Origin of the sequence: Treponema parvum, from assembly GCF_017893945.1 — a bacterium.
Classification (GTDB): domain Bacteria; phylum Spirochaetota; class Spirochaetia; order Treponematales; family Treponemataceae; genus Treponema_D; species Treponema_D parvum_A.
Genome location: NZ_CP054257.1, coordinates 827,535 through 847,640 on the forward strand (window position 1 = coordinate 827,535; position 20,106 = coordinate 847,640).

Annotated in this window: 15 protein-coding genes; 5 read left to right on the forward strand and 10 right to left on the reverse strand. The window is 46.1% G+C overall.

The genetic code is table 11. From position 1 onward, the window contains the following. Positions 1–4: 4 nt before the first annotated feature. The 7 genes from HRI96_RS03770 to HRI96_RS03800 all read right to left on the reverse strand — a co-directional run bounded on the left by HRI96_RS03770 (position 5) and on the right by HRI96_RS03800 (position 10,192). Positions 5–1,132, reverse strand: a complete 1,128-nt coding sequence (locus HRI96_RS03770) for an AI-2E family transporter (RefSeq protein ID WP_210118187.1) — start codon at positions 1,130–1,132, stop codon at positions 5–7. An 18-nt stretch (positions 1,133–1,150) separates the two neighbouring features. Beyond that, complete coding sequence (gene serS, locus HRI96_RS03775; protein WP_210118188.1) at positions 1,151–2,455, reverse strand: serine--tRNA ligase; 1,305 nt, start codon at positions 2,453–2,455, stop codon at positions 1,151–1,153. A gap of 27 nt (positions 2,456–2,482) precedes the next feature. After that, positions 2,483–3,205, reverse strand: coding sequence for an SIMPL domain-containing protein (locus HRI96_RS03780; RefSeq protein ID WP_210118189.1), 723 nt, complete (start codon positions 3,203–3,205; stop codon positions 2,483–2,485). Between the two features lie 52 nt (positions 3,206–3,257). After that, the gene (locus HRI96_RS03785) at positions 3,258–5,129 is read right to left on the reverse strand and encodes a LolA-like protein (protein ID WP_210118190.1); all 1,872 of its coding nucleotides are present in this window, start codon (positions 5,127–5,129) and stop codon (positions 3,258–3,260) included. Further along, entirely contained in the window at positions 5,126–5,509 is a 384-nt protein-coding gene (locus HRI96_RS03790) for a hypothetical protein (protein WP_210118191.1), read from the reverse strand. The genes HRI96_RS03785 and HRI96_RS03790 overlap by 4 nt, the downstream gene beginning before the upstream one ends. After that, entirely contained in the window at positions 5,502–8,630 is a 3,129-nt protein-coding gene (locus tag HRI96_RS03795) for a chromosome segregation SMC family protein (protein ID WP_210118192.1), read from the reverse strand. The genes HRI96_RS03790 and HRI96_RS03795 overlap by 8 nt, the downstream gene beginning before the upstream one ends. 206 nt (positions 8,631–8,836) lie before the next feature. Continuing rightward, entirely contained in the window at positions 8,837–10,192 is a 1,356-nt protein-coding gene (locus HRI96_RS03800; protein WP_210118193.1) for a DEAD/DEAH box helicase, read from the reverse strand. A 48-nt stretch (positions 10,193–10,240) separates the two neighbouring features. Between HRI96_RS03800 and HRI96_RS03805 the strand changes: the two genes are divergently transcribed. Continuing rightward, positions 10,241–11,344 carry a glycosyltransferase family 4 protein gene (locus HRI96_RS03805; RefSeq protein WP_210118194.1) on the forward strand — a complete coding sequence of 368 codons (1,104 nt, stop codon included), beginning with the start codon at positions 10,241–10,243 and terminating at the stop codon, positions 11,342–11,344. Between the two features lie 149 nt (positions 11,345–11,493). Here the strand turns inward: HRI96_RS03805 and HRI96_RS03810 are convergent, their stop codons facing one another. Beyond that, complete coding sequence (locus HRI96_RS03810; RefSeq protein ID WP_210118195.1) at positions 11,494–13,812, reverse strand: hydratase; 2,319 nt, start codon at positions 13,810–13,812, stop codon at positions 11,494–11,496. Between the two features lie 456 nt (positions 13,813–14,268). On the opposite strand from HRI96_RS03810, the gene HRI96_RS03815 reads away from it, so the two are divergent. Then, positions 14,269–15,462, forward strand: coding sequence for an NADP-dependent isocitrate dehydrogenase (locus HRI96_RS03815; RefSeq protein WP_210118196.1), 1,194 nt, complete (start codon positions 14,269–14,271; stop codon positions 15,460–15,462). Between the two features lie 111 nt (positions 15,463–15,573). On the opposite strand, the gene HRI96_RS03820 is transcribed toward HRI96_RS03815, so the two are convergent. Then, positions 15,574–17,643 carry a fructose PTS transporter subunit IIA gene (locus HRI96_RS03820; RefSeq protein ID WP_210118197.1) on the reverse strand — a complete coding sequence of 690 codons (2,070 nt, stop codon included), beginning with the start codon at positions 17,641–17,643 and terminating at the stop codon, positions 15,574–15,576. Positions 17,644–17,911: 268 nt separating this feature from the next. Between HRI96_RS03820 and HRI96_RS03825 the strand changes: the two genes are divergently transcribed. The 3 genes from HRI96_RS03825 (at position 17,912) to pyrE (ending at position 19,350) form a co-directional block, all read left to right on the forward strand. After that, complete coding sequence (locus tag HRI96_RS03825) at positions 17,912–18,229, forward strand: BrnT family toxin (protein ID WP_210118198.1); 318 nt, start codon at positions 17,912–17,914, stop codon at positions 18,227–18,229. Further along, a complete protein-coding gene (locus tag HRI96_RS03830) occupies positions 18,198–18,470 on the forward strand; it encodes a BrnA antitoxin family protein (RefSeq protein WP_210118199.1) in 273 nt (90 codons plus the stop codon). Before HRI96_RS03825 ends, HRI96_RS03830 begins: the two co-directional genes overlap by 32 nt. A 205-nt stretch (positions 18,471–18,675) precedes the next feature. Next, positions 18,676–19,350, forward strand: a complete 675-nt coding sequence (pyrE, locus tag HRI96_RS03835; protein ID WP_210118200.1) for an orotate phosphoribosyltransferase — start codon at positions 18,676–18,678, stop codon at positions 19,348–19,350. A gap of 141 nt (positions 19,351–19,491) precedes the next feature. Here pyrE and HRI96_RS03840 read toward each other — a convergent pair whose 3' ends face one another. Then, positions 19,492–20,067 carry a hypothetical protein gene (locus tag HRI96_RS03840; protein WP_210118201.1) on the reverse strand — a complete coding sequence of 192 codons (576 nt, stop codon included), beginning with the start codon at positions 20,065–20,067 and terminating at the stop codon, positions 19,492–19,494. Positions 20,068–20,106: the final 39 nt, after the last annotated feature.

Below are 20,106 nucleotides of genomic sequence, written 5' to 3' on the forward strand. Positions count from 1 at the left end.
GACTTTATTTATTTGAGCTTTCGGTTTCAGGTGATGTTTGTTCGCTTTCGTCTACGGCGGACAATTGCTTTTTAGTTTCTTCCGGATGATTGCCTAAAAAAATCGCTATGGGATGCAAAAAAGAAATGTTTTCACATATTATTTTTAATATGACCGTTACCGGAACTGCGAGTAAAAAACCCGCAAAACCCCACATTTCTCCCCATATGGAAAGGCTTACCAGAATTATAAACGGCGAAAGGCCCAGATTGGAACCTGTTATTCTGGGCTCAAGAATAGTACCGAGCGAAACGTTTACCACGATCATAATACAGGCGACTATGACCGTAGGCATTACGGCCGGATAAAACTGTATCAGTGCGAAAAATATTGTAAGTACGGATGAAAAAATCGAGCCGAAATTCGGAATAAAATTTAAAATAAAGGCTATAAATCCCCAAACCACCGGAAACTCCAAGCCTACGAAGTACGTACCTGTTCCTACGAGCGCTCCTGTGGCAAATGAAATTATGAATTTTATTGAAATAAAATTAGTGATTTCGCGGATTATATTGTTAAAAACATGTTTGACGCGACCTTTCAACTTAGGGGTGGGGAAGGCTACGTTTATTTTTTCCCGCATATAATGCAATTCGCTTACCAGAAAAAGGATAAGGAGCATTATCATCATAAAAGTTTTGGAAAAGGAGATAAGGTCGCCTGAAAGCGTAAGAACGGCGCTTTGGATCGCATTTCTTATTCCGAGCTGATCCCAAAGGTTTTCCATGAGACTGTAGGTTTCGTTGAAGGGCAATCGGAATGTCTTTGCAAAAACTTCATATATGGTTTTAAGGCGTATTTCATAGCGCGGATAAAGCGAAAGAATTCGGCGCAGGCTTGAAATAAGCAAGTTTCCCGTTGCCGCTATGAAAACCATGGAAATGAGCAGTATGAGCACGGCGGAAAAGATCCAAGGAATATGAAATTTGGATTGCAACTTGCGTAAGAGCGGCAGCATCACAAGGGACAAAAGTATTGAAAAGACTACGGGCACAACTATTGCCGCTGCAAGTTTTAAAATTACTCCGGATGCTATGATACAGATAAAAAGCAGAAGATAAAAAACGCCTTTTGTATAGTTATTCTGTTGCATATGCCTTCCGCAGTTGTTTTATGCGTTTTTATTAACGCCCGTTTTTTTAGGTTTGGGTACTATTTTGTCGAAAGCGCAGTACGGAACTAAAACCTCGGGGACAGTGACGGAGCCGTCTTCATTCTGATAGTTTTCGAGAATAGCAAGCATGGCGCGGCCCGCCGCTATCGCGGTTCCGTTCAGCATGTGGACGAATTTATTCTTACCGTCTTCGTCCTTATAGCGGACGTTAAGGCGTCGGCTTTGGTAGTCCGTACAGTTTGAGGTTGAAGTAACTTCACCGTATTCGCCGTCGTTGCGTCCCGGCATCCATGCTTCGAGATCCCACTTTCGGTACGCGGGCGCCCCCAGATCGCCGGTGCATGTGTCTACTACGCGGAACGGGATGCCCAGCGTGCTGAATATTTCTTCTTCGATAAGGCGAAGCTTTTCATGAATTTTATCCGAGTCTTCGGGCAGGCAGTAGACGAACATTTCTACCTTGTCAAACTGGTGCACGCGGTACAAGCCCTTGCTGAACTGTCCGGCGGCTCCGGCTTCCCGCCTAAAGCAGTGCGAAAGTCCGCAATAAAAAAGCGGCAGTTCCGATTTATCGAGAATCTCGTCCGAATGATAGCCGCCGAGCGTGATTTCTGCCGTGGCTACAAGGCATGTGTTTTCGCCCTCAAGCGCATATACGTTGGATTCGTTGCCTCTAGGATTAAAGCCTATTCCCTTCAAAACCTCTTCGCGGGCTATGTCCGGGGTGATAAACGGCGTAAAGCCGTGTTTGCGTAAGGTGTTCAGCGCATACATTATGAGCGCCTGTTCTAAAAAAACGGCTTCGTTTTTTAGATAATAGAATTTTGGCCCCGACACCTTTGTTCCGCGCTCGAAATCTATGAGATCAAGCTCTTCGCCCAGCGTTATGTGATCCTTCGGTTTAAAAGAAAATTTTCTTGGGCTTCCGACCTTTTTTACTTCAAGATTTTCGCTGTCCAATTTTCCTACGGGAGCTTCGGGGCTGCACATGTTGGGAATCTTACGCGCGGCGTCTTCGAGTTTTTCTTCACATTCTTCAAGCGATTTTTCTACCGCTGCAATCTTTTCTTTTATTGCCTTGCCTTCCGCGATCAGATTTGCCCTCGTTTCGCCATCAAGCTTGCCCTTCATCGATTCGGCGTTGGCATTGCGTTTTTGCTGCAAATTCTGTTTTTCGGTTACCAAAGCGGTGCGTTTATCATAAAGATCGACTACTGTGTCCGCATCGGCCGTCATATTGCGGTTTTGAATATTTTTCTTTACCGCGTCAAGGTTGTCTTTTATAAATTTGTAATCCAACATAGCGATTATTTTATCCGTCCATTGTTTTTATTGCAAGGCGTAGGTTACGTGTACGGTTACGCTTATGTCGGTATTGCCTGCGTTAATAGGCGTAGGGCCGGCGGCCTTTGCGGACATAAGCATGCCGTCGTTTAGCATCCTTGCGGAATCGTTGTACGGCACATAATCTTCCTGAATGGAAACTATTTTTCCTATGCTTGCTCCTCCCGTGGTTGCAAGAATTTTAGCCGCTTTTTCCGCCTTTTCCATTGCGAGAATTCTGGCCTGTTCTACGGCTCCTGTCGTATCGCTTACGCCGAAGTTCAAAGAAGAAAATTCGTTCGCTCCGGCCTTTACCGCCGTGTCGATTAGAGTTCCGGCTTTTTCTATGTCGCTGACCGTCACAAGAATTTCATTTGAAACCCTATAGTTGCCGAATATCTGGCGGTTGTTTTCCCACGTGTATTCCCGATGGATATTGTAATTTTGCGTGGAAATATCGTCTTTTGAAAGACCTACTGACAAGACAGCCTGTTGAACCGAATTCATCTTTTTTGCATTGTCCTGTACTGCCGTTTGTAAATCCGCATTAGACGTGCGGACGGACATTACGATCGTAGCCTGATCGGGCTTTATCGAGACAACGCCGGTGCCTATGACGGAGACGGTACGCATTTCACGTCCGAACCGTTCGGTTGCGCATGACGACGTAAAGATTGCCGCTATGAGTATCGCAAAGATCACGGCCGAATTTTTTATCTTATTTTTCATTTTATACCTCTTGTACCCCGCGAAAATTTTATTTTATAAAAAAAGAGCGAAATTATCTTATGTCTATATAAAATCGTTTTAAATATATGCTGCGTTCTCTTGCGCTCCGCCACAGGGGGCTTTGCCGAAAATTTTTAACGATCGTGTCGTACGAATCTATGGCGTTTTTTATATTCTTAATCGGAGATTCAGCTTCAAAATTTTGTCCTTGAAGATACAGGGCCTTGTCGACGTCCGTTTGAGATTTTTCGAAAAAATCCGTCAAAAGCGAAAGAGATTTTTCGTAGAGCCCTTTGTCATACGCCTCTTGTGCGTTTTTTAGAATATCGGACGAAGTCATGTCGTTAGCTTCCGAAACTTCGGCGTTCTGATTTTGATTGATGATAACGGCCGTGTTTTCGGATTCTACGGTTTGGTTTCGGCCGGATGCGGCAGTCATATTATCGGTCGCCGAATTTTCTTCATTCTGAGCTTCTTGAACCTGATATGAGCGGCCGTCGCTTCCCGTTGCCTGTACGACGGTTCTTCCTGCGCTCGAGCCGGGATTTTCCGCGTTTATTGATGTTGGAGCTGCCTGCGTCGCTGCGGCCGTTTGAACAGAGTCGGATTTAAGCGCGGATTGCGGACGAGTTTGCCTTGTTCCGGACAGGGCAGAGCTTGCCGCATTGGGATTTTCTGTTGTCCCGGTTTGGGCAAAATCCGCTTTTGCCGGATTCTCCGTCTCCCGATCCGCCGTTGTTTGTTTTTCTTCCAATAAAGTTCTGTCCGGTTCGGGCGGAACCATGTCGGCATAGGACGGCGCCTTTACATGCGTTTGAAGCGATTCCGCCGTTTCGTTTTCTATGATCACTTCAAGATAATCGTCTATGTAGTTTCCTGCAAGAAGATCGTTTTTATAAAAATGCAAAAGAGTTGTGCCCGGAAACCTTGAGCGGAGAATAAAGACCGTATTTTCCGATGAAATTCTTTTACCGAAAAACGTCATCTTGTTTTCTTTTTCCGTGCCGCCCATGAAGACCCATCCGCTGCCCGGATATTCTATGTCCAAATATTGATTCCGTTTTATGGAAACGGAACGGGAAGGAACGGGCGGAACCGCTGACAGGGCCGAAGATATCGGCGGAGCTTTGTCTGCTAAAGGTGAGTCCTCCAGGGCGGCCGTCATTTGGCCGGCAAAAGGCAAAAGATCTTTTTCCGCTGCCGACGGCCCCGACGCGTCGTCCTGTACTTCAGGAATATTTTGCGCCGTCATCGCCTCTCGCTGCGAGGGCGCAGTCACAGTCTCCCGCGGAGAGATCGCTGCCGTCGGTGTTTGCGCGGAATCTGAAGCCTGTATTTCGTTTTGTGCCTCCGTGCCTCCGGAAGTTGTTTGGGACGCAGCCGGAGCTGCCGAATTTCGTTCGGGGAAATCCGCTTCGACCAATTCTTCAAGGACAGGTATTTCAAGAATCGCTTCCGTTTCGGTATCGGATGGAATTCTCTGTGCTTCATCTAAAGGAAGATCGTATATCACAGGTTCTTCTATAGCGTCTCTTTCTTCGGCGGGTTGTGATTCGGATGCTTTCTGCGCTTCCTCCGCGTCCTCTGTGACTATGACGCGGGAGTTTTCTTCTATTATTGGTGGACCGTCCGAGTCCGCCGGTTCGGCAGCCTGATTTGTCGTCGGCTGTGACTCGAGTGCTTTTTCGGCTTGGGCGGCCTGTTCTTCAGAAGATCGCTCCTGCCGCGTTACAAGCGCCGCTTCTTCTGCTTCCTGTTTTGCCGGCGGATTAGCTAAGTCTTGAGCTTCGACCGGAGCCGCCGCCGAATCTATGTCCGAAGCGTTTGAAGTTGAAACGCACGAGACTGATAAAAGGCCGGCCGACAATACCGATATTGTAAAAAATAAAAAACTTTTTATGGAGTGTTTTACACGGCTTTTCACGGCGCGGCTCCCAAAATATCGTTTACCATGCCGTCGTCGGCCTTTTTTAGATCCTCAAGACTTTCCGCATCGGGGTTTGTAAACCAGAGTTTTTCTTCTTTGTCCGTCCAAAAAGGATTGGGCTGGCGGGAAAGAACGTAACTGTCGGAAATTTCAGGTCCTTCAGGTGGCAAAAGCGGCTGATCGCCTTCGAAATCCTGCGTTATCGGAAGCGCTTGGGGCGGGGAACTTTTTGTTCCTGTTGAAAAAAGGTATACGACAAAGACGATCAGGGCGCATAGCGAAAGGAATATCAAAATTATGGTAGAAAGAGCGACGTATTTTTTCGATCCGACAAATTCGGCAAAATCGTTTATTTTTTCGGATATAAAATCAATCATTTGAACCATCTTCGCCAATATTTTTTAAAGAGACATTTTCTTCTGCATCTGTCTCTGCAGAAGCGCCAAGGTTTTTTTCTTTTTCCGGAACTGCTTCGGCATTTTTATCAGCGGTACGAGCCGACGACGGGGCTTTCTCCCGATTCTTTTTTACCGGATCGGTTATAGTGCCGTCGGCATTGTAAATGCGCTTGGGCGGGCGCGGCGGAATATAAACGCCTTCTTCAGGAGCGACGTCTTCTTCTACAAAATTTGCGTCGAATTCTTCTTCCTTTTGTGCTGACTTTATATCTTCATCCAGCCTCAAAGCTATTACTTTGCTTACGCCGGATTCTTCCATCGTAACGCCCAGCATGGTATTTGCGCCTAAAACTGTCTTTTTATTGTGCGTTATGATTATGTATTGACTTACGTTTGCAAAGGCGCGTAAGGAAGTTATAAAGCTTGAAACGTTATTGTCGTCGAGAGCGGCGTCTATTTCGTCAAGGAGACAAAACGGCGACGGGCGCACTTGGTAGGTGGCAAAAAGCAGAGCGACGGCCGTCATGGTTTTTTCTCCGCCGGAAAGCAAAACTATGCTTTCAAGTTTTTTACCCGGCGGCTGCGCAAAAATTTCGATGCCGCTTGTAAGAACGTTTTGAGGATCTTCGAGTCTTAATTCCGCGCGGCCTCCGTTAAACAGCCGTCTGAACATGTTATGAAAATTCTTTTTTATTTTATTGTAGGTGTCCAAAAACATTTCCGTGGATTTTACTTTTATTTCTTCGGAAACGCGTTCAAGATTTTCAAGACTCGTTTTCGTGTCGTCATAGTGAGTTTGCTGACGCTCGTAACGTTCTTTTACTTCGCCGAACTCTTCGGGAGCCATAAGATTTACCTGTCCCAGTTCTTTTAAGACTTCTTTCGCTTCGTTGAGTTTTTCGCGCAAAACGGCTGCGGGAGCGGTCAGAGTGTACATCCTCTCTTCAAATTCCATAAGATCGCGCGAATGAGTATCCGAAAAATTTTGCTTTATGTTGCGAATCTCCGTATCGAGGGAACTGAGCGAAACCGACAAATGTTCGTATCGTTCCTGAAACTTATTCTGCTCTTCCTGTTTTTTCTTTAGTTTTTCCTGTTTGCCCGAAACATTGCTGTTGCCCTCGATTATTTTTTTGTCCAGTTCTTTAAGTTCTTCGGCAAGTCTTTTGCCCCTGTTTTCTATTTCTGCAAGTTCCTGTTCTATGCTTAATATTTGTTCGTTGACTTCTTTATCGCGTTTTTGCTCGGTATAAAGTTCTTCTTCGTTGCTGCGAAGAGTATTCTGTTCGGAAACAAGATTTTTTCGTAAAAGTTCTATTTGCTGCTTCGCCGCCGTTATTTCAGCCTGCATTTGCGCTTCATTTATGCGAAGTTTTTGCAACGTTTCCTTGTATTCGTCTATTTTTTTCGCAAGCCCGGAATTTTCAGATTCAAGAGAAGCTATTCGTTTTTTGTTTTTGTCGGAATCTTCTTCGTTATTCCTAATTTTTTCATCGATTTTGCGCTTTTGCGTTATTATGCCTTCGGGCGAAAGAAATTCTTCCAAAAATTGCGGCGTAGCCGTTATGTAGCCGTTTACGGCGCCTTCAAGCTGTAAAAGCATCTTTTCGGCTTCGGCGAAAGCTTCCTCAGCTTCCTTTGCCGCAAGATTGTTTTTTTCAGCGAATCCTTGCCCCGCTTGGCGTTCCGCCGCAACAGTTTGGGTGCTATGCGCGGCCACCGTGTTTGAAGAGGCGATGTCTGCAAAAATATTTTTGCGGCCGGACAAAAATATTTTAAGTTTTTCAATAATATCGCGCAGGTCGTCTTTGGCCTTGTTTACAGCCGCTGATGAAATTCCCGCTTCTTTTAATTTGGAATCCAGCTGAGTTACGATATCTTCCGTTATCGCTCCCAATTCGCCCCTAAGCGTAGAATGTATTTTTTCAAGTTCAGCGATCTTTTTTTCACATTCGGCGGCTGCTTTGTCGTTTTCCGTTATAAGGCTTGCCGCTTGTGCTATGTTTTGTTCGAAAGATTTAATGTTTTTTGAAATACCGCTTAATTGGCCGTCTTTTTCGTGCAAACCGGCGCTTCTTTCGTCTATTTCATCGTTAAGATCGTCTATTCTGGTCTGTACGGCTTTTTCGTGCGCTTCCAACTGTGCGATTTTTTCTTTGATTTCGCCGGAACGCTCGTTAAACTGCTTTGCAAGATCAAGTTTGCCGTTCTTTTCTTTTTGAATACCGATCAAACCCGCCTGTTTTTCATAAACTTCTTCCTGCATGGCTTTAACCTTGTCCATGTTTTCAGAAAGAGTGTTGTTTATTTCTTCTATTTCAGCCCGCACCGCATTGCGTTTTTCTTCCGTAGCTTCCAGATCGCGCTCGCTTCGGCTCTTATCCTGTATAAAGCCCTTTAATTTGAGCAGCTGTATGTCAAGTTCGTTGTTAAAAATTTCTTCTTTTATCTTGCGGTAGCGGATCGTTTTTTCGGACTGTGTTTTGAGAGTGTCGTAGGAGCGTTTTATTTCCGCAAGTGAAATTTCCGTCTGCTGAAGGTTTATTCTTGTCCGCTCAAGTTCGCGTTCCGCTTCAGCGCATTCGGCCTTGCTGCGGCTTATTCCCGCCGCTTCTTCAAAAAGGTAACGGCGGTCTTCGGGTTTGCTGGACAAGATTTGGTCTATCTTTCCCTGTTCCATCACGGAATAGGCCGCTTTTCCTATTCCTGTATCCATAAACAGTTTTTTTATTTCCGAAGGACCGACCTGACTGTTGTTTATGTAGTATTCGTTTTCGCCTGATCTGTAAATACGCCGTTTTATCGCTATTTCGGGTACTTCGAGCGGAAGAAGAGAGTTTTCATTCATTATCGTAAGGGTGACTTCCGCGATGTTAAGAGGAGGGCGGCGTTCCGTGCCGTTAAAAATTACGTCTTCCATCTTTGCCGCGCGAAGGCTTTTCGACTTGTTTTCGGCCAGAACCCACTTTATGGCGTCTACGACATTGCTTTTTCCGCAGCCGTTGGGCCCTAAAAGAGCCGTAATGCCTTCGGCAAAATCGATGTGTATTCTGTCGGCAAAAGATTTAAAACCGAATATTTCAAGATTCTTTAAAAACACTGCGACCTCGTCTTCCTAACTATCGCCGAATTATATCATTTTCGGCACGTATATAAAAGAGGTTTTTGAGGAGCTTTCCGGCCTGCCGTCGACCGGCCGACGGCGGTTGTGCCGGGGCGCAGTCCGATAACTTTAGGGGCGGACGCAGCGCCTTGAAACGAGCGCAAAGTTACAGTTCAAACGGCAGTGCGCTCTCCCCATCAGCTTTACGGCGATACCAGCTTTCCTTCCCGTAATTCCTTGGGATATACGGTTATCTTAAGGCGCTTTTCGAGCCGGGAGAACAGATCCATTTCGTATTCGTCGCCTATGACTACGTTTATGCCGGTTTTGCCGGCTCTCGCCGTGCGGCCGGCCCTGTGAATAAAAAAATCGTCGTTAGAGGGCATGTCCATCTGTACGACGTGGGTTATTCCGCTGATGTCGAGTCCCCTTGCGGCCAGGTCGCTCGTGACGAGAATTTTGCACTTGCCGTTTCTGAACCGGTCAATTGCGGCTCTTCGACTTTTTTTGTCCGCCTTTGAATAGAGCCCCATGCAGTCTATCTTTTTAAAGTTGAGCTTTGCGACGATATTTTCTACCTGATCGGCGCGGGAAGTAAAGATAAGAATTTTTTCAGGCGGTTGAGTCGCTTGGGGCGGCGGGGACAATTGATCCGTTTGGGACGCTCGGTCTGTTTGGCCCGTTTTTTTGGCTTTTGCCGTTTGTGCATCTCGTGCCGCTCGTGTCGATTGTGTGTTTAAAAAGCGGCGGAGCACGTCGATCTTATCCCTTGACTCCGCAAAGATCGCCAGATGCGTGATTCTGCCGCGCAGAATATCTTCGGCAGGCAGAAAAAAGGTTTTAACTTTTTTATCGTTTTCGCCGTTGTTTTCCGAAGAACCCATTAATATCTTTTTTGTCGCTTCCGTGATCGTCGCCGAACATGCTATAAACTGAACGTTTTTAGGCATGAGCGATAAAAGCCCCGTGCTTTCTTCCCGCAGTTCTTTTGACGTCAGGCGGTCCGCTTCATCAAAGACTATCGCCCTTATCCCGTCCGGTTTAAGCTTTTTCAAACGGATAAGCTCTAAAAGGCGCGCCGGGTTTCCCACTGCAATGACGGGCCTTTCTTTAAGCGTTTCAATTTGGCGCCGTATCGGCGCGCCCCCTATGAACAAGGCGGTCTTTAGGCCGCTTACGCTCTGAACAGCGCCCCTTATCTGCGAAGCAAGTTCGTAAGTAGGAGCCGCAACTATCATTCTTATCCGTGCGGAAGGTTCAATACCTGTGCTGTAAGCAGTGCTCTGCCGTTTGGAGTTTTGCTTTGAATCTGCGGCGGGATCGTCGATTTCTTTTTGACCGCCTTTCGCTTCGTCTTCAAGTTTCTGTATCAGCGGCAAAAGGTATGAAAATGTCTTTCCCGTTCCCGTTTCCGACCGGAATGTCACGTGGCAGCCTTCCATAACTGCGGGAATCACCTGTGTCTGCACCGCCGTCGGTTCATATATTGAAAGAAGTTTAAGTTTTTCGATAATAGACTTGTTTATGCCGAGCTGTAAAAATCCGGATCCTTCATTCATTTTTTTACTATAGCGCAAATATGCCCGAAATGCTATAATGATAAAACTATGAAGATCGGAATTGATACTTTCGGTTGCGAGCACGGGCGTTCGGGCTTGGGTTCTTATCTTTTGTCGCTTACCGCATATTTGCCTGAAGCTGAGGACATAGAGTATGAACTTTTCGGCGCTCCGATCGACAGATATACGTATTCTTCTTCAAAACAGATAGGTTATAATTCCGTGTCCGTAATGGACAATATCGTAGCTCAGAGGCTGTGGCATTTTTTTATGGCGAATCGGTTTTCCATAAAAAGAGGATACGACGCCGTTTTATATACCGCTGCGGCTCACATGATTCCGCTTTCATTTAAAGTGCCCGGGATAGCGATCGTGAACGACTGTCTTTCCGCTGCTAAAAAGAATTTTTTGTACCGTAAGCAAATCCTAGGGGGACTTAAAAATTCCGCGAAAATCATCGCTTCAAGTCAATTTATCAGCAACGATCTTAAAAATTTGGGCATAGACGCTTCAAAGATCGAAGTTATTTACAACGGGATCAATCATAGCAATTTCTATCCGCATCCGCTTGAAGACCGCGACACGGTGACGATAAAGCCTTTTGCAATCAAGCGTCCGTATCTTATTTACGCTACGCGCATGAGCGGCCCTCAAAAAAAGCATATCGAATTGATCCGCGCGTTTACTTTGTTTAAAGAAAAAACACATTCTCCTCATCGCCTTGTGTTGACGGGCGGGAACGACGTTTTCACTTCGGAAATTCAAAAGGAAAGCGCAAAATCTTCCGCCGTTTCCGACATATTTTTGACTGGCTATTTTCCTCCGGATGGATTCCCCGATCTTTATTCCGGGGCTGACGCATGCATATTTCCTTCAGTAAATGAAGGCGTGGGCTTGCCTGTGATAGAAGCTATGGCGACTGGAATTCCCGTCGCCTGCGCCGACAGCGGCGCCCTGCGCGAGGTTACCGGCGGCAACGCCGTGTTTTTCGATCCTGACAATATGGAACAGTTTTCATCCGCTATCGAACTGATCGTAAGCGACCGCGACAGCCGGGAAAAGCTCATAGCCTGCGGCATAGATTGGACGCGCCGCTTTCAATGGTCTGAAACTGCAAAAAAAACCGTCGAGCTTATAAAGAAGGTTCTATAGCTTTTCGCGTTTCTCTTTTATTTTGCGGAGAGTTCAATACGTTGACGCCACTTTAAGCTTTGATGCGAATCTGCGGCGAGGTTGTTGATTTTTGTGGCCGGCCTTGTCGCACTAAGCTTCGAGTTAAAGTTTACGCGATTTATGCCGAATCAGCTTATTCTGTTCCTGTTGAAGTTGATCAGACAGCCGTCTTTTATTATCCGTTTTTCGGATTCCGTAAGTTCCGCTATGTGAAATTCTATCTGTTTTATTTTTCCGGGTTCTCCGTTTTTTTCCAAAGGAGGAAGAACGTACGCCTTAATGTGCTTCATGTCGCCGTCAAGAGCTTTTAGAATTTCAGGAACAAAGATGTACGAACTGTTTTCAAAATCCGGTTCCCCTTCCATAAGAAACGGCAGCATTCCCCAGTTTATGACGTTTGAACGATATCGCTTTGTAGCGTATTCGCGCGCAATGTTTGCCAGTCCTCCCAAGACTCTTTGGCAGCTTGCCGCCTGTTCACGCGCGGAACCGTCGCCGGGTTTTACGGCGTAAATTACGGAACCGATTTCTATGGAATTAAAATCTATGCCGGCACAGCCCGGAACGGAATTGATCAGTTTTAAAAGCTCTTTCGCAGTCGTTGTTTCGGAAAAAGCCGCCGCGTTATCGGAGCGTTCTTTTTCTTCGGCAAACACGGCCTTCGCCCTGCCCACGTACTCAGGATCGCGCCGCGACAGTGTAAATTCCGCAAGCCCGATCGGATTTGAGCGGTACGACGAAGTTTCCCCCGAAGGGATCAGTTCGTCCGTAGTAGTGACGGCGTCCATTATCTTTGCGCATACTTTTAAAAGTATGTTCGGAAAGAGAGCTTTCTGTTCGGGCCACGGTTTTATGTTCGGACCGTAGACTAGGGTTTCCGAAGGGGCCGCCTTTTTGAATCCGTGATAAACCCTGTTTTTGTATATGTTTTCGTTAAAATGATATTCGGCATACTCTTTTGCTTCAGAAAGACCTGCAATATCTTCAGCGGAAGTTAAAATTCCTTTGTTGACCGCCGTAGCCGCAATTGAGCGCGCGTCCATCAGCGCCACCGAAGAAATCTGTCCGTTGCCCGGCTTTGAGCCTTCGCGGTTCGGAAAATTCCGTGTCGTGTGACGTATGCTGAAGGCTTCGTTTGCGGGAGTGTCGCCGGCGCCGAAGCAAGGGCCGCAGTAGGCGGTTTTTACGGTGACTCCCGCCTGTATGAGGTACGATAGAGCTCCGTTTTTTACAAGTTCAAAATAGACCGGCTGCGACGAAGGATAAACGGAAAGAGAGAATTCTCCGTCGCCGCAGTTTTTGTCTTTAAGAATGTGCGCCGCCTGAATGACGTTCGTATAGTTTCCTCCTGCGCAGCCTGCGATTATTCCTTGCTGAACGTGAAATTTGCCGTTTTTAAGTTTGCCGGTAAGGTCCGGTTTTACCCTGCCTTCGAATTTTGTTTCGGCGTCTTTTTCTATCGTGCGCAATATGTCGCCTGCGTTCGCTATAAAGTCCTTTATCGAATAAACGTTGCTCGGATGGAACGGAAGGGCTATCATCGGCCTGATTTCGGACAAATTTACGCGGATCATTCCGTCGTAATAGGCTGCTGCGGAAGGGTTGAGTTCCTTGTACTCGCTTTCACGGCCGTGCGTTCCAAGGTAATTTTTTATTTCCTCATCGGTTTTCCATATGGACGACCAGCATGTGGTTTCCGTGGTCATAACGTCTATTCCGTTTCTATAATCTGCAGACATCGAAGCGATTCCCGGTCCGACGAATTCCATTACCTTATTCTTTACGTAGCCGTTTTTAAATACCTTTCCTATAATGGCCAGCGCTATGTCTTGCGGTCCCACGGCAGGGCTGGGGCTTCCTTCAAGGTAAACTCCCACAATTTCAGGATAAGCTATGTCGTATGTGTCTTGTAAAAGCTGTTTTACAAGTTCTCCTCCGCCTTCTCCTACCGCCATGGTTCCAAGAGCTCCGTAGCGGGTGTGGCTGTCCGAAGCCAGGATCATTTTTGAGCAGCCGGCCATGGCTTCTCTCATATATTGATGTATAACCGCTATGTGCGGGGGAACAAATATTCCGCCGAATTTTTTGCATGCGGAAAGACCGAACATATGATCGTCTTCATTTATAGTTCCGCCTACGGCGCAAAGGGAATTATGGCAGTTTGTCAGTACGTAGGGAACCGGAAATTCCTTCATACCGGAGGCCATAGCCGTCTGGATAATTCCTACAAAGGTTATGTCGTGGGAAGCCATAGCGTCAAATTTGAGCTGCATGTCGCTCATATTGCCGGAATGATTGTGTGCTTTTAGGATGGAATAAGCGATCGTGCCTTTTTTCGCTTCGTCTTTTGTTATGCGTCTTATGGAAAGTTCTCCCGCGGCTTCCTTTTCCGAAAGTATTTTTATTCCGTCAAAAAGATATGCGCCGCCTTCATACAGTTTTATCATGCCGAACCCCGCGTTTTGTTTAGAAACAAATAATTTACGGATAAAATATACTGTATCCGACGTTTTTTCAATATCCTTGCTAAAATATGCGGCGGGAGATTGGGCGCCGCCGAGCGGACGTCGGGACACTGCCGCGCAGATGTCGGGGCGCTGCTGAAAGCGCAGTCTTTCCTATAACTTTTCCGGGAGTTCCGACATTTGCCGGCGCGGTTTTTATGGGCGATTTTTCTGCCCCAGCCGGTTTCCGGGGGTAGTCGGTTTCTCTGCACGGTTTTTATGGGCGATTTTTCTGCCCCGTTGGTTTCCGGAGAGAGTTGTTTTCTCTGCGCGGTTGATTTTCGGCCGAGGCTGGTTTTCCGGCCCGCTTCAGGAGGACGATTCCCCGGTGCGGGTCAAATTTTGCCTGTCAAGAATTTGCCTTGCGCGGTACGCGCCGTCTCTGTATAATTTAACGCTATGAGTAAGATTTACATGAAAAACGCTGTCGCAGAACTCGACGGCGACGAAATGACCCGTGTTTTGTGGAAAGTTATAAAAGACAAACTTTTGTATCCCTTTGTCGAATTGAAGACCGAATATTACGACTTGGCTCTTAAAAACCGCGACGAATCCGATGATGAGATCACTTACGAATCCGCAAAAGCTATTCGCCGTCTCGGGATAGGCGTAAAATGCGCTACGATCACGTCGAACGCCGCACGCGTCGAAGAATATAAATTAAAACGTCTGACTCCAAGTCCCAACGGAATAATCCGCGCTGAACTTGACGGAACGGTTTTTAGAAAACCGATTTTGGCTTCAAATCTGCACGGAACGGTTTCCTGCTGGAAAAAACCCATTGTCATAGGGCGGCACGCTTACGGGGACGTATACAAAAATTGCGAAATCAAAACCGACTGTCCGGGCAAGGCCGAACTTGTATTTACGGGAAACGATGGAAAAATCATCCGTAAGACAATTATGGAAATGGATTCTCCCGGGATCATACAGGGAATCCATAACCTGGATTCTTCCATAGGGGCGTTTGCGAGAAGCTGTTTTATGTTCGCTCTTAATGAAAAAATGTCGGCTTGGTTCGGCGCAAAAGACACTATTTCAAAAACTTATGACGGAACTTTTAAAGATATATTTCAGACTGTTTATGACAGAGAGTTTAAAGAAAAATTTGAAAAACTGGGCTTGTCGTACAATTACACTCTCATCGACGATGCCGTTGCGCGGATTATGAAAAGCGAGGGCGGAATTTTATGGATATGCAAAAACTATGACGGAGACGTCATGAGCGACATGCTCGCTTCTGCTAACGGGAGCCTTGCGATGATGACGAGCGTCCTTGTAAACCCTGAAGGCGTTTTTGAATATGAAGCCGCTCACGGAACGGTTCAAAAGCATTATTACCGCTATCTGAAAGGCAAAAAAACTTCTACAAACCCAGTCGCGCTTATTTTTGCGTGGAGCGGGGCGCTTTCAAAGCGCGGAGAACTTGACGGCACTCCGGATCTGTGCGGCTTTGCCCGTAAACTCGAAGATGCTACGATAAAAACCATCGAAAGCGGCTATATGACGGGCGATCTGGCCGGAATAGCGCAGGGCAAGACCGAAGTTCTGGATTCTTGGCAGTTTATAGACAAAATTGCGGAGCGCTTGTAGTAAGGGCAGTTGTGAGCGTGCGTGAGCGGCGAAGATTTTGTGAAGTCTGTTTGCAGCTTTTCAAGCCGCGTCTCTCGCGGCTTGAAAATGACGGCGTCTTTTTCAAAAGGCCTATTTTTTATTCACGGATTCTATGACAGATAAAATTTCATCCGCGCCGTTTGCCGCAAGAAGCTTGTCGCGCAATTCGGTTTTTTGCAGGATGCCCGTTACCGACGACATTACCTGCATCTGAGGCGATTCTCCGCTTTTCGGGGAAACTATCATCACAAATATTTTGGCGGGTTTTTTATCCAGCGAATTAAAGTCCAGTCCTTCTTTTTTTATACCGAAGGCTACGCAGATCTCTTTTACGCCGTCCGACTTTGCATGCGGCAGCGCGATGCCGTTTTCAAGCCCCGTGCTCATGATGTTTTCACGCGCTTTTATGTCCGCAAGAACGGCCTTGTGATCGATCACCTTGCCCGATTTTTCAAGCAGCCAAACAAGTTCTTCAAGCACATCTTCCTTGTTTGTGCTTTTAAGCTCACTGCTTATAACGTCCTTTGAAATAACTTTTATAATAGCCGGTTCCACGCGGTTTTCGGAATTTATGAGTCCCTGTTTTAGGGCGTTTGTGTTTTTTAGGGCTTCGAGCGAGCAAAGCGAATTATTCAGCCTGAGGACTACTTCGTATATTTCGCCCTTTACAAAGCCCATGTCTTCCATAGCAGTCTGAATGTTGAGCTTCGAACCTTCCGCCGCCACCGCAAGAGAAATATCTCCTTTTCGCGCCTGAGCAACTCCTTCGGCGATATTGAGCATTTGAATGTAAAAACCTTCTTTGCGCAATTCTTCGATGAACATGTCAAGGATCAGGGTTGCGATTTCTTCGTCTTTAAAGTCCCAAATAAACTGCTGGCTTTCGGACGATTTTATTTCTTTGCGGGTGCCGCGTCCCTTCATTCCTAAAAGCACATTTAAAAGAGGAGGCGCCGCCAGTGTGGTAACGAGCGTCATCAAAATCACTACGCTGAAAAGTTCCTGATCTATTACCTTTGCCGTAAGTCCTATTCCGGCGATTATGAGGGCTACTTCGCCGCGCGGAATCATGCCTGCGCCGATTCTTATTGCGCCTTTTAAATTGAACCCCAAAAGGAAGGCGGGGCCGCCGCAGCCTATTATTTTTGCAATTATGGCGAGCGCCGTGTAGACGAAACCGAATATAAGAACCGCAGGATCCGCAAGTTCCCTTATGTTTACGCTCATACCCATTACGGCAAAGAAAATAGGCACAAAAAACTTATATATTCCGTGGATTTTTTCTTGTATCACGGGAGCGATTTCAGTGCTCGAAAGGGCAAGGCCTGTCGTATAGGCTCCTATTATCATCGCAAGCCCGTGCTTTTCAAAAATACCGGCAAGCACCAGCGCAATGCCGAACGAGGCTATGGTAAAATCCGACGATCCGCCGAAAAGCCGCACGAAACGCGCGATCTGCTTTGAAAAAATTATGCTCAGAGCGGTAAAAACAAGCCATATGGAAAACGCTTTGAATGCAATAAGGCCGATCTTTCCGCCTGAGACCGCCGCTCCGCCGGAGAGGGCTGAAACGATTCCCATGACTACCGCCAGCAATACGATTCCCAAAACGTCGTCAAAGACGGCGGCCGCAAGTATCGTAACGCCTTCGGGCGAATCCATCTTTTTTTTGTCGGAAAGAATACGAGCCGTGATTCCTACTGAAGTTGCCGTAGACATAATTCCTAAAAAAAGGCTCCGCACGTCCATAAAATTTGTTTTAAGCATGATCATCGCGGTTATATTCCCGAGCAAAAAAGAAACGGCCACTCCGCCGAATCCTATTATTCCACCCGTAACGGAATATTTAAGGAACAGTTTAAGATCCGTTTCTATTCCCGACGAAAACAAGAGAATGATCGACGCCAGTATCGAAAACGAATAAAGTTCCGGACTTACCGCGAGCGAAGCTGAATTGAGCGGGAAAAGTCCGTCCGCAAACCCCGGCAAAGGAATCGTTCCGAGAGCATACGGCCCTATTATTATTCCTGCGACCAATTCCCCTAAAACGGAAGGAATACCGACTTTTTCCGCCAGATTTCCGAATACCCGTACTGCAAAAATGATCACTGCAATCTGAAAGACCAGATGCGTCATAACTTCGGTAATGTTTTGTTCCATAAATGGCTTCTCCCATAAAAACTTTTGCAGGATGCTTCAACAAAAACAGCGGCGGTATTTTGGCCGGTGCTTTTTATCATTTTTCCGTACAAAAGGAAAAACGCGTTATTTTTTTTGAAAAACAAAGAAATATTTGCATTTGACGTAAAATTATATCATTTTTTGCGCCGAAAATCAAATTCGGTACGCTTAAGTTTATTTTTTGTGGCAAATTATTGACATCCTTGTATATACAAAATATGATAATTGTAGAGGTTTAAGAAAAAGGATGCCAAAAGGCGATCTGATCATAAAAGGCCGTTTCGAGTGGTTTAGTGAGAAAAATGAGCTAAATATTAAGAATCATGGATTCTCATTTGAGCAGATTTTGGATGTGTTTAGCGATTCGCATTTTTATGAGATTTATGATAATTTGCATTCTACAAGTGACCAGGACAGATATTTGGGTTTGGGGTGTACAAACGGTATTTTTGTAATTGCGGCAAGTTACACAGAGAATGACCGTATACACTTGATTTCCGCGCGGCTTGCTTCGCCGAAGGAGAAAAAAATTTATGACATTTACTGCAGAAAAATTAACGGCTGAAAGAGTTTCTGAAATCGAAGCAAAAGGGATCAATTTTGATGACATCCCGGAACTCACCGAAGAAGATTTTGCTCGGGGTCATTTTAAATATTTAAAACCGTTGAAAAAATCCGTATCATTCAGAATTGATGTTGATAATCTTGCTTGGTTACAAAGTGTGGGCAAAAAGAATTATCAGACACGCTTGAATGATGTTTTGCGGTGGGCACGCCAAAACGGCTGTCCCTTGGTTCGTTCGTAGAGGACGGGTAATTATTATCTATCCACAAATACTTTCTTAAAACATTTCTACAAGTGTCTAAGAAGGGGATTTCCCGTACTGTCGCTGGGGTGAGCTGTTGTGCGGGAAATTTCGTACTTTTCGTGCATTGCAAGGAGGTACGCTGCTTTGCCTCCTGCCGGATCGTCTGTGGACTTTAAAATTATCCTTGTGCTACTATCTTTGCATGGAAGACTACAAAAAAGAGTTTATAGATTTTATGATCTCGTCGCAGGTTTTAAAATTCGGCGAGTTTACGCTTAAGAGCGGACGGCTCTCTCCTTTTTTTATGAACGCGGGCGCATATGTTACAGGCTCGCAGCTTGCTTGGCTCGGGGAATTTTATGCAAAGGCTATCCGCGAAAATTTCGGAGACGATTTTGACATATTGTTCGGCCCGTCTTACAAGGGAATTCCTCTTGCCGTCGCAACGGTGATCGCTTACAGCCGCCTTTACGGCAAAGAAATTCGCTACTGTTCGAACAGAAAAGAAATGAAAGATCACGGCGACACGGGGATTTTGCTGGGAAGCAGGATAAAAGACGGCGACAGGATCGTCATGATTGAAGACGTTACGACTTCGGGCAAATCGATAGAAGAAACATTGCCCGTCATAAAATCTCAGTGTTCTTCTCCCGATGCGGTTAAAATAGTCGGCCTCATAGTTAGCCTTGACCGTATGGAAAAGGGAAAGGGCGAAAAATGCGCACTCGGCGAAATCACAAGTTTATACGGTTTCCCCGCACGTGCGATAGTTTCCATGAAAGACGTCGTAGAAGCCTTGCATGTTCCCGGCGGAATTATCACCGACAAGATAAAGGAAAAAATCGACGCGTACTATGCAAAATACGGCGCGGTTTAGAGTCTGTCTTTGACTGCCTGAGTCCACCGATGCCGCCTGAGCTCGCTGGCGCCGCCGATGCCCGCCTGTGTCTGCCGGCGTCCACTGATGTCGCCGCCGATGCCCGCTGACGTGCGCCTATGTCCGCGGCAAAATCCGGTATCAATTTTGAGTTTTTTTTAACTTTACCCAGAGCGAGCCGTCGGCGCTCCAAGAATACTCTTCTTTTTTAACATGAGCTATCTCGAATACGCGGAAATTCTTAGGAAGCGCGGCTTTTATTTCGTCTTTTACTTCACAGGGAACAATGTTTTCAAAAAAAGGCGGCATAGTTTCAAGATCGAAAGTTCCGAGCGTAATATTTTGAACATAGCTTTTTTTATCGAATTCTACCGTAAACGAAAGCAAAACGCCGTTTTTGTTTACGGCGATGTCTTTTGCCTGCACGAGCGAAATCCGGTCTTTTATTTTTTGTAAAGCGTCTTTTATCCGTTTTGCGTAAGGTTCTCCCGCTTCTGTTCCGCTAAAATCCTGAAAGTTTTCCGTGCGAACATCGGGACGGTTTTTGAAGGTCTCCGCTGCGGCGCCAATAGTGTCAATAGCGTCAAGCTCAAGCCATAACGGAAAATACGGAAAGATCCTGCTTGTTTTACGCTTGTTTATGCTGTGCAAAAGCTTTTTCTGCATGTCCGCAAGAAAAATCCTGTCCGAAGGATGCGGGACTATAAAAAACGCCATAACAAAAAAGTATAGCGCTTTTTTGCCAAACGGTGTAGT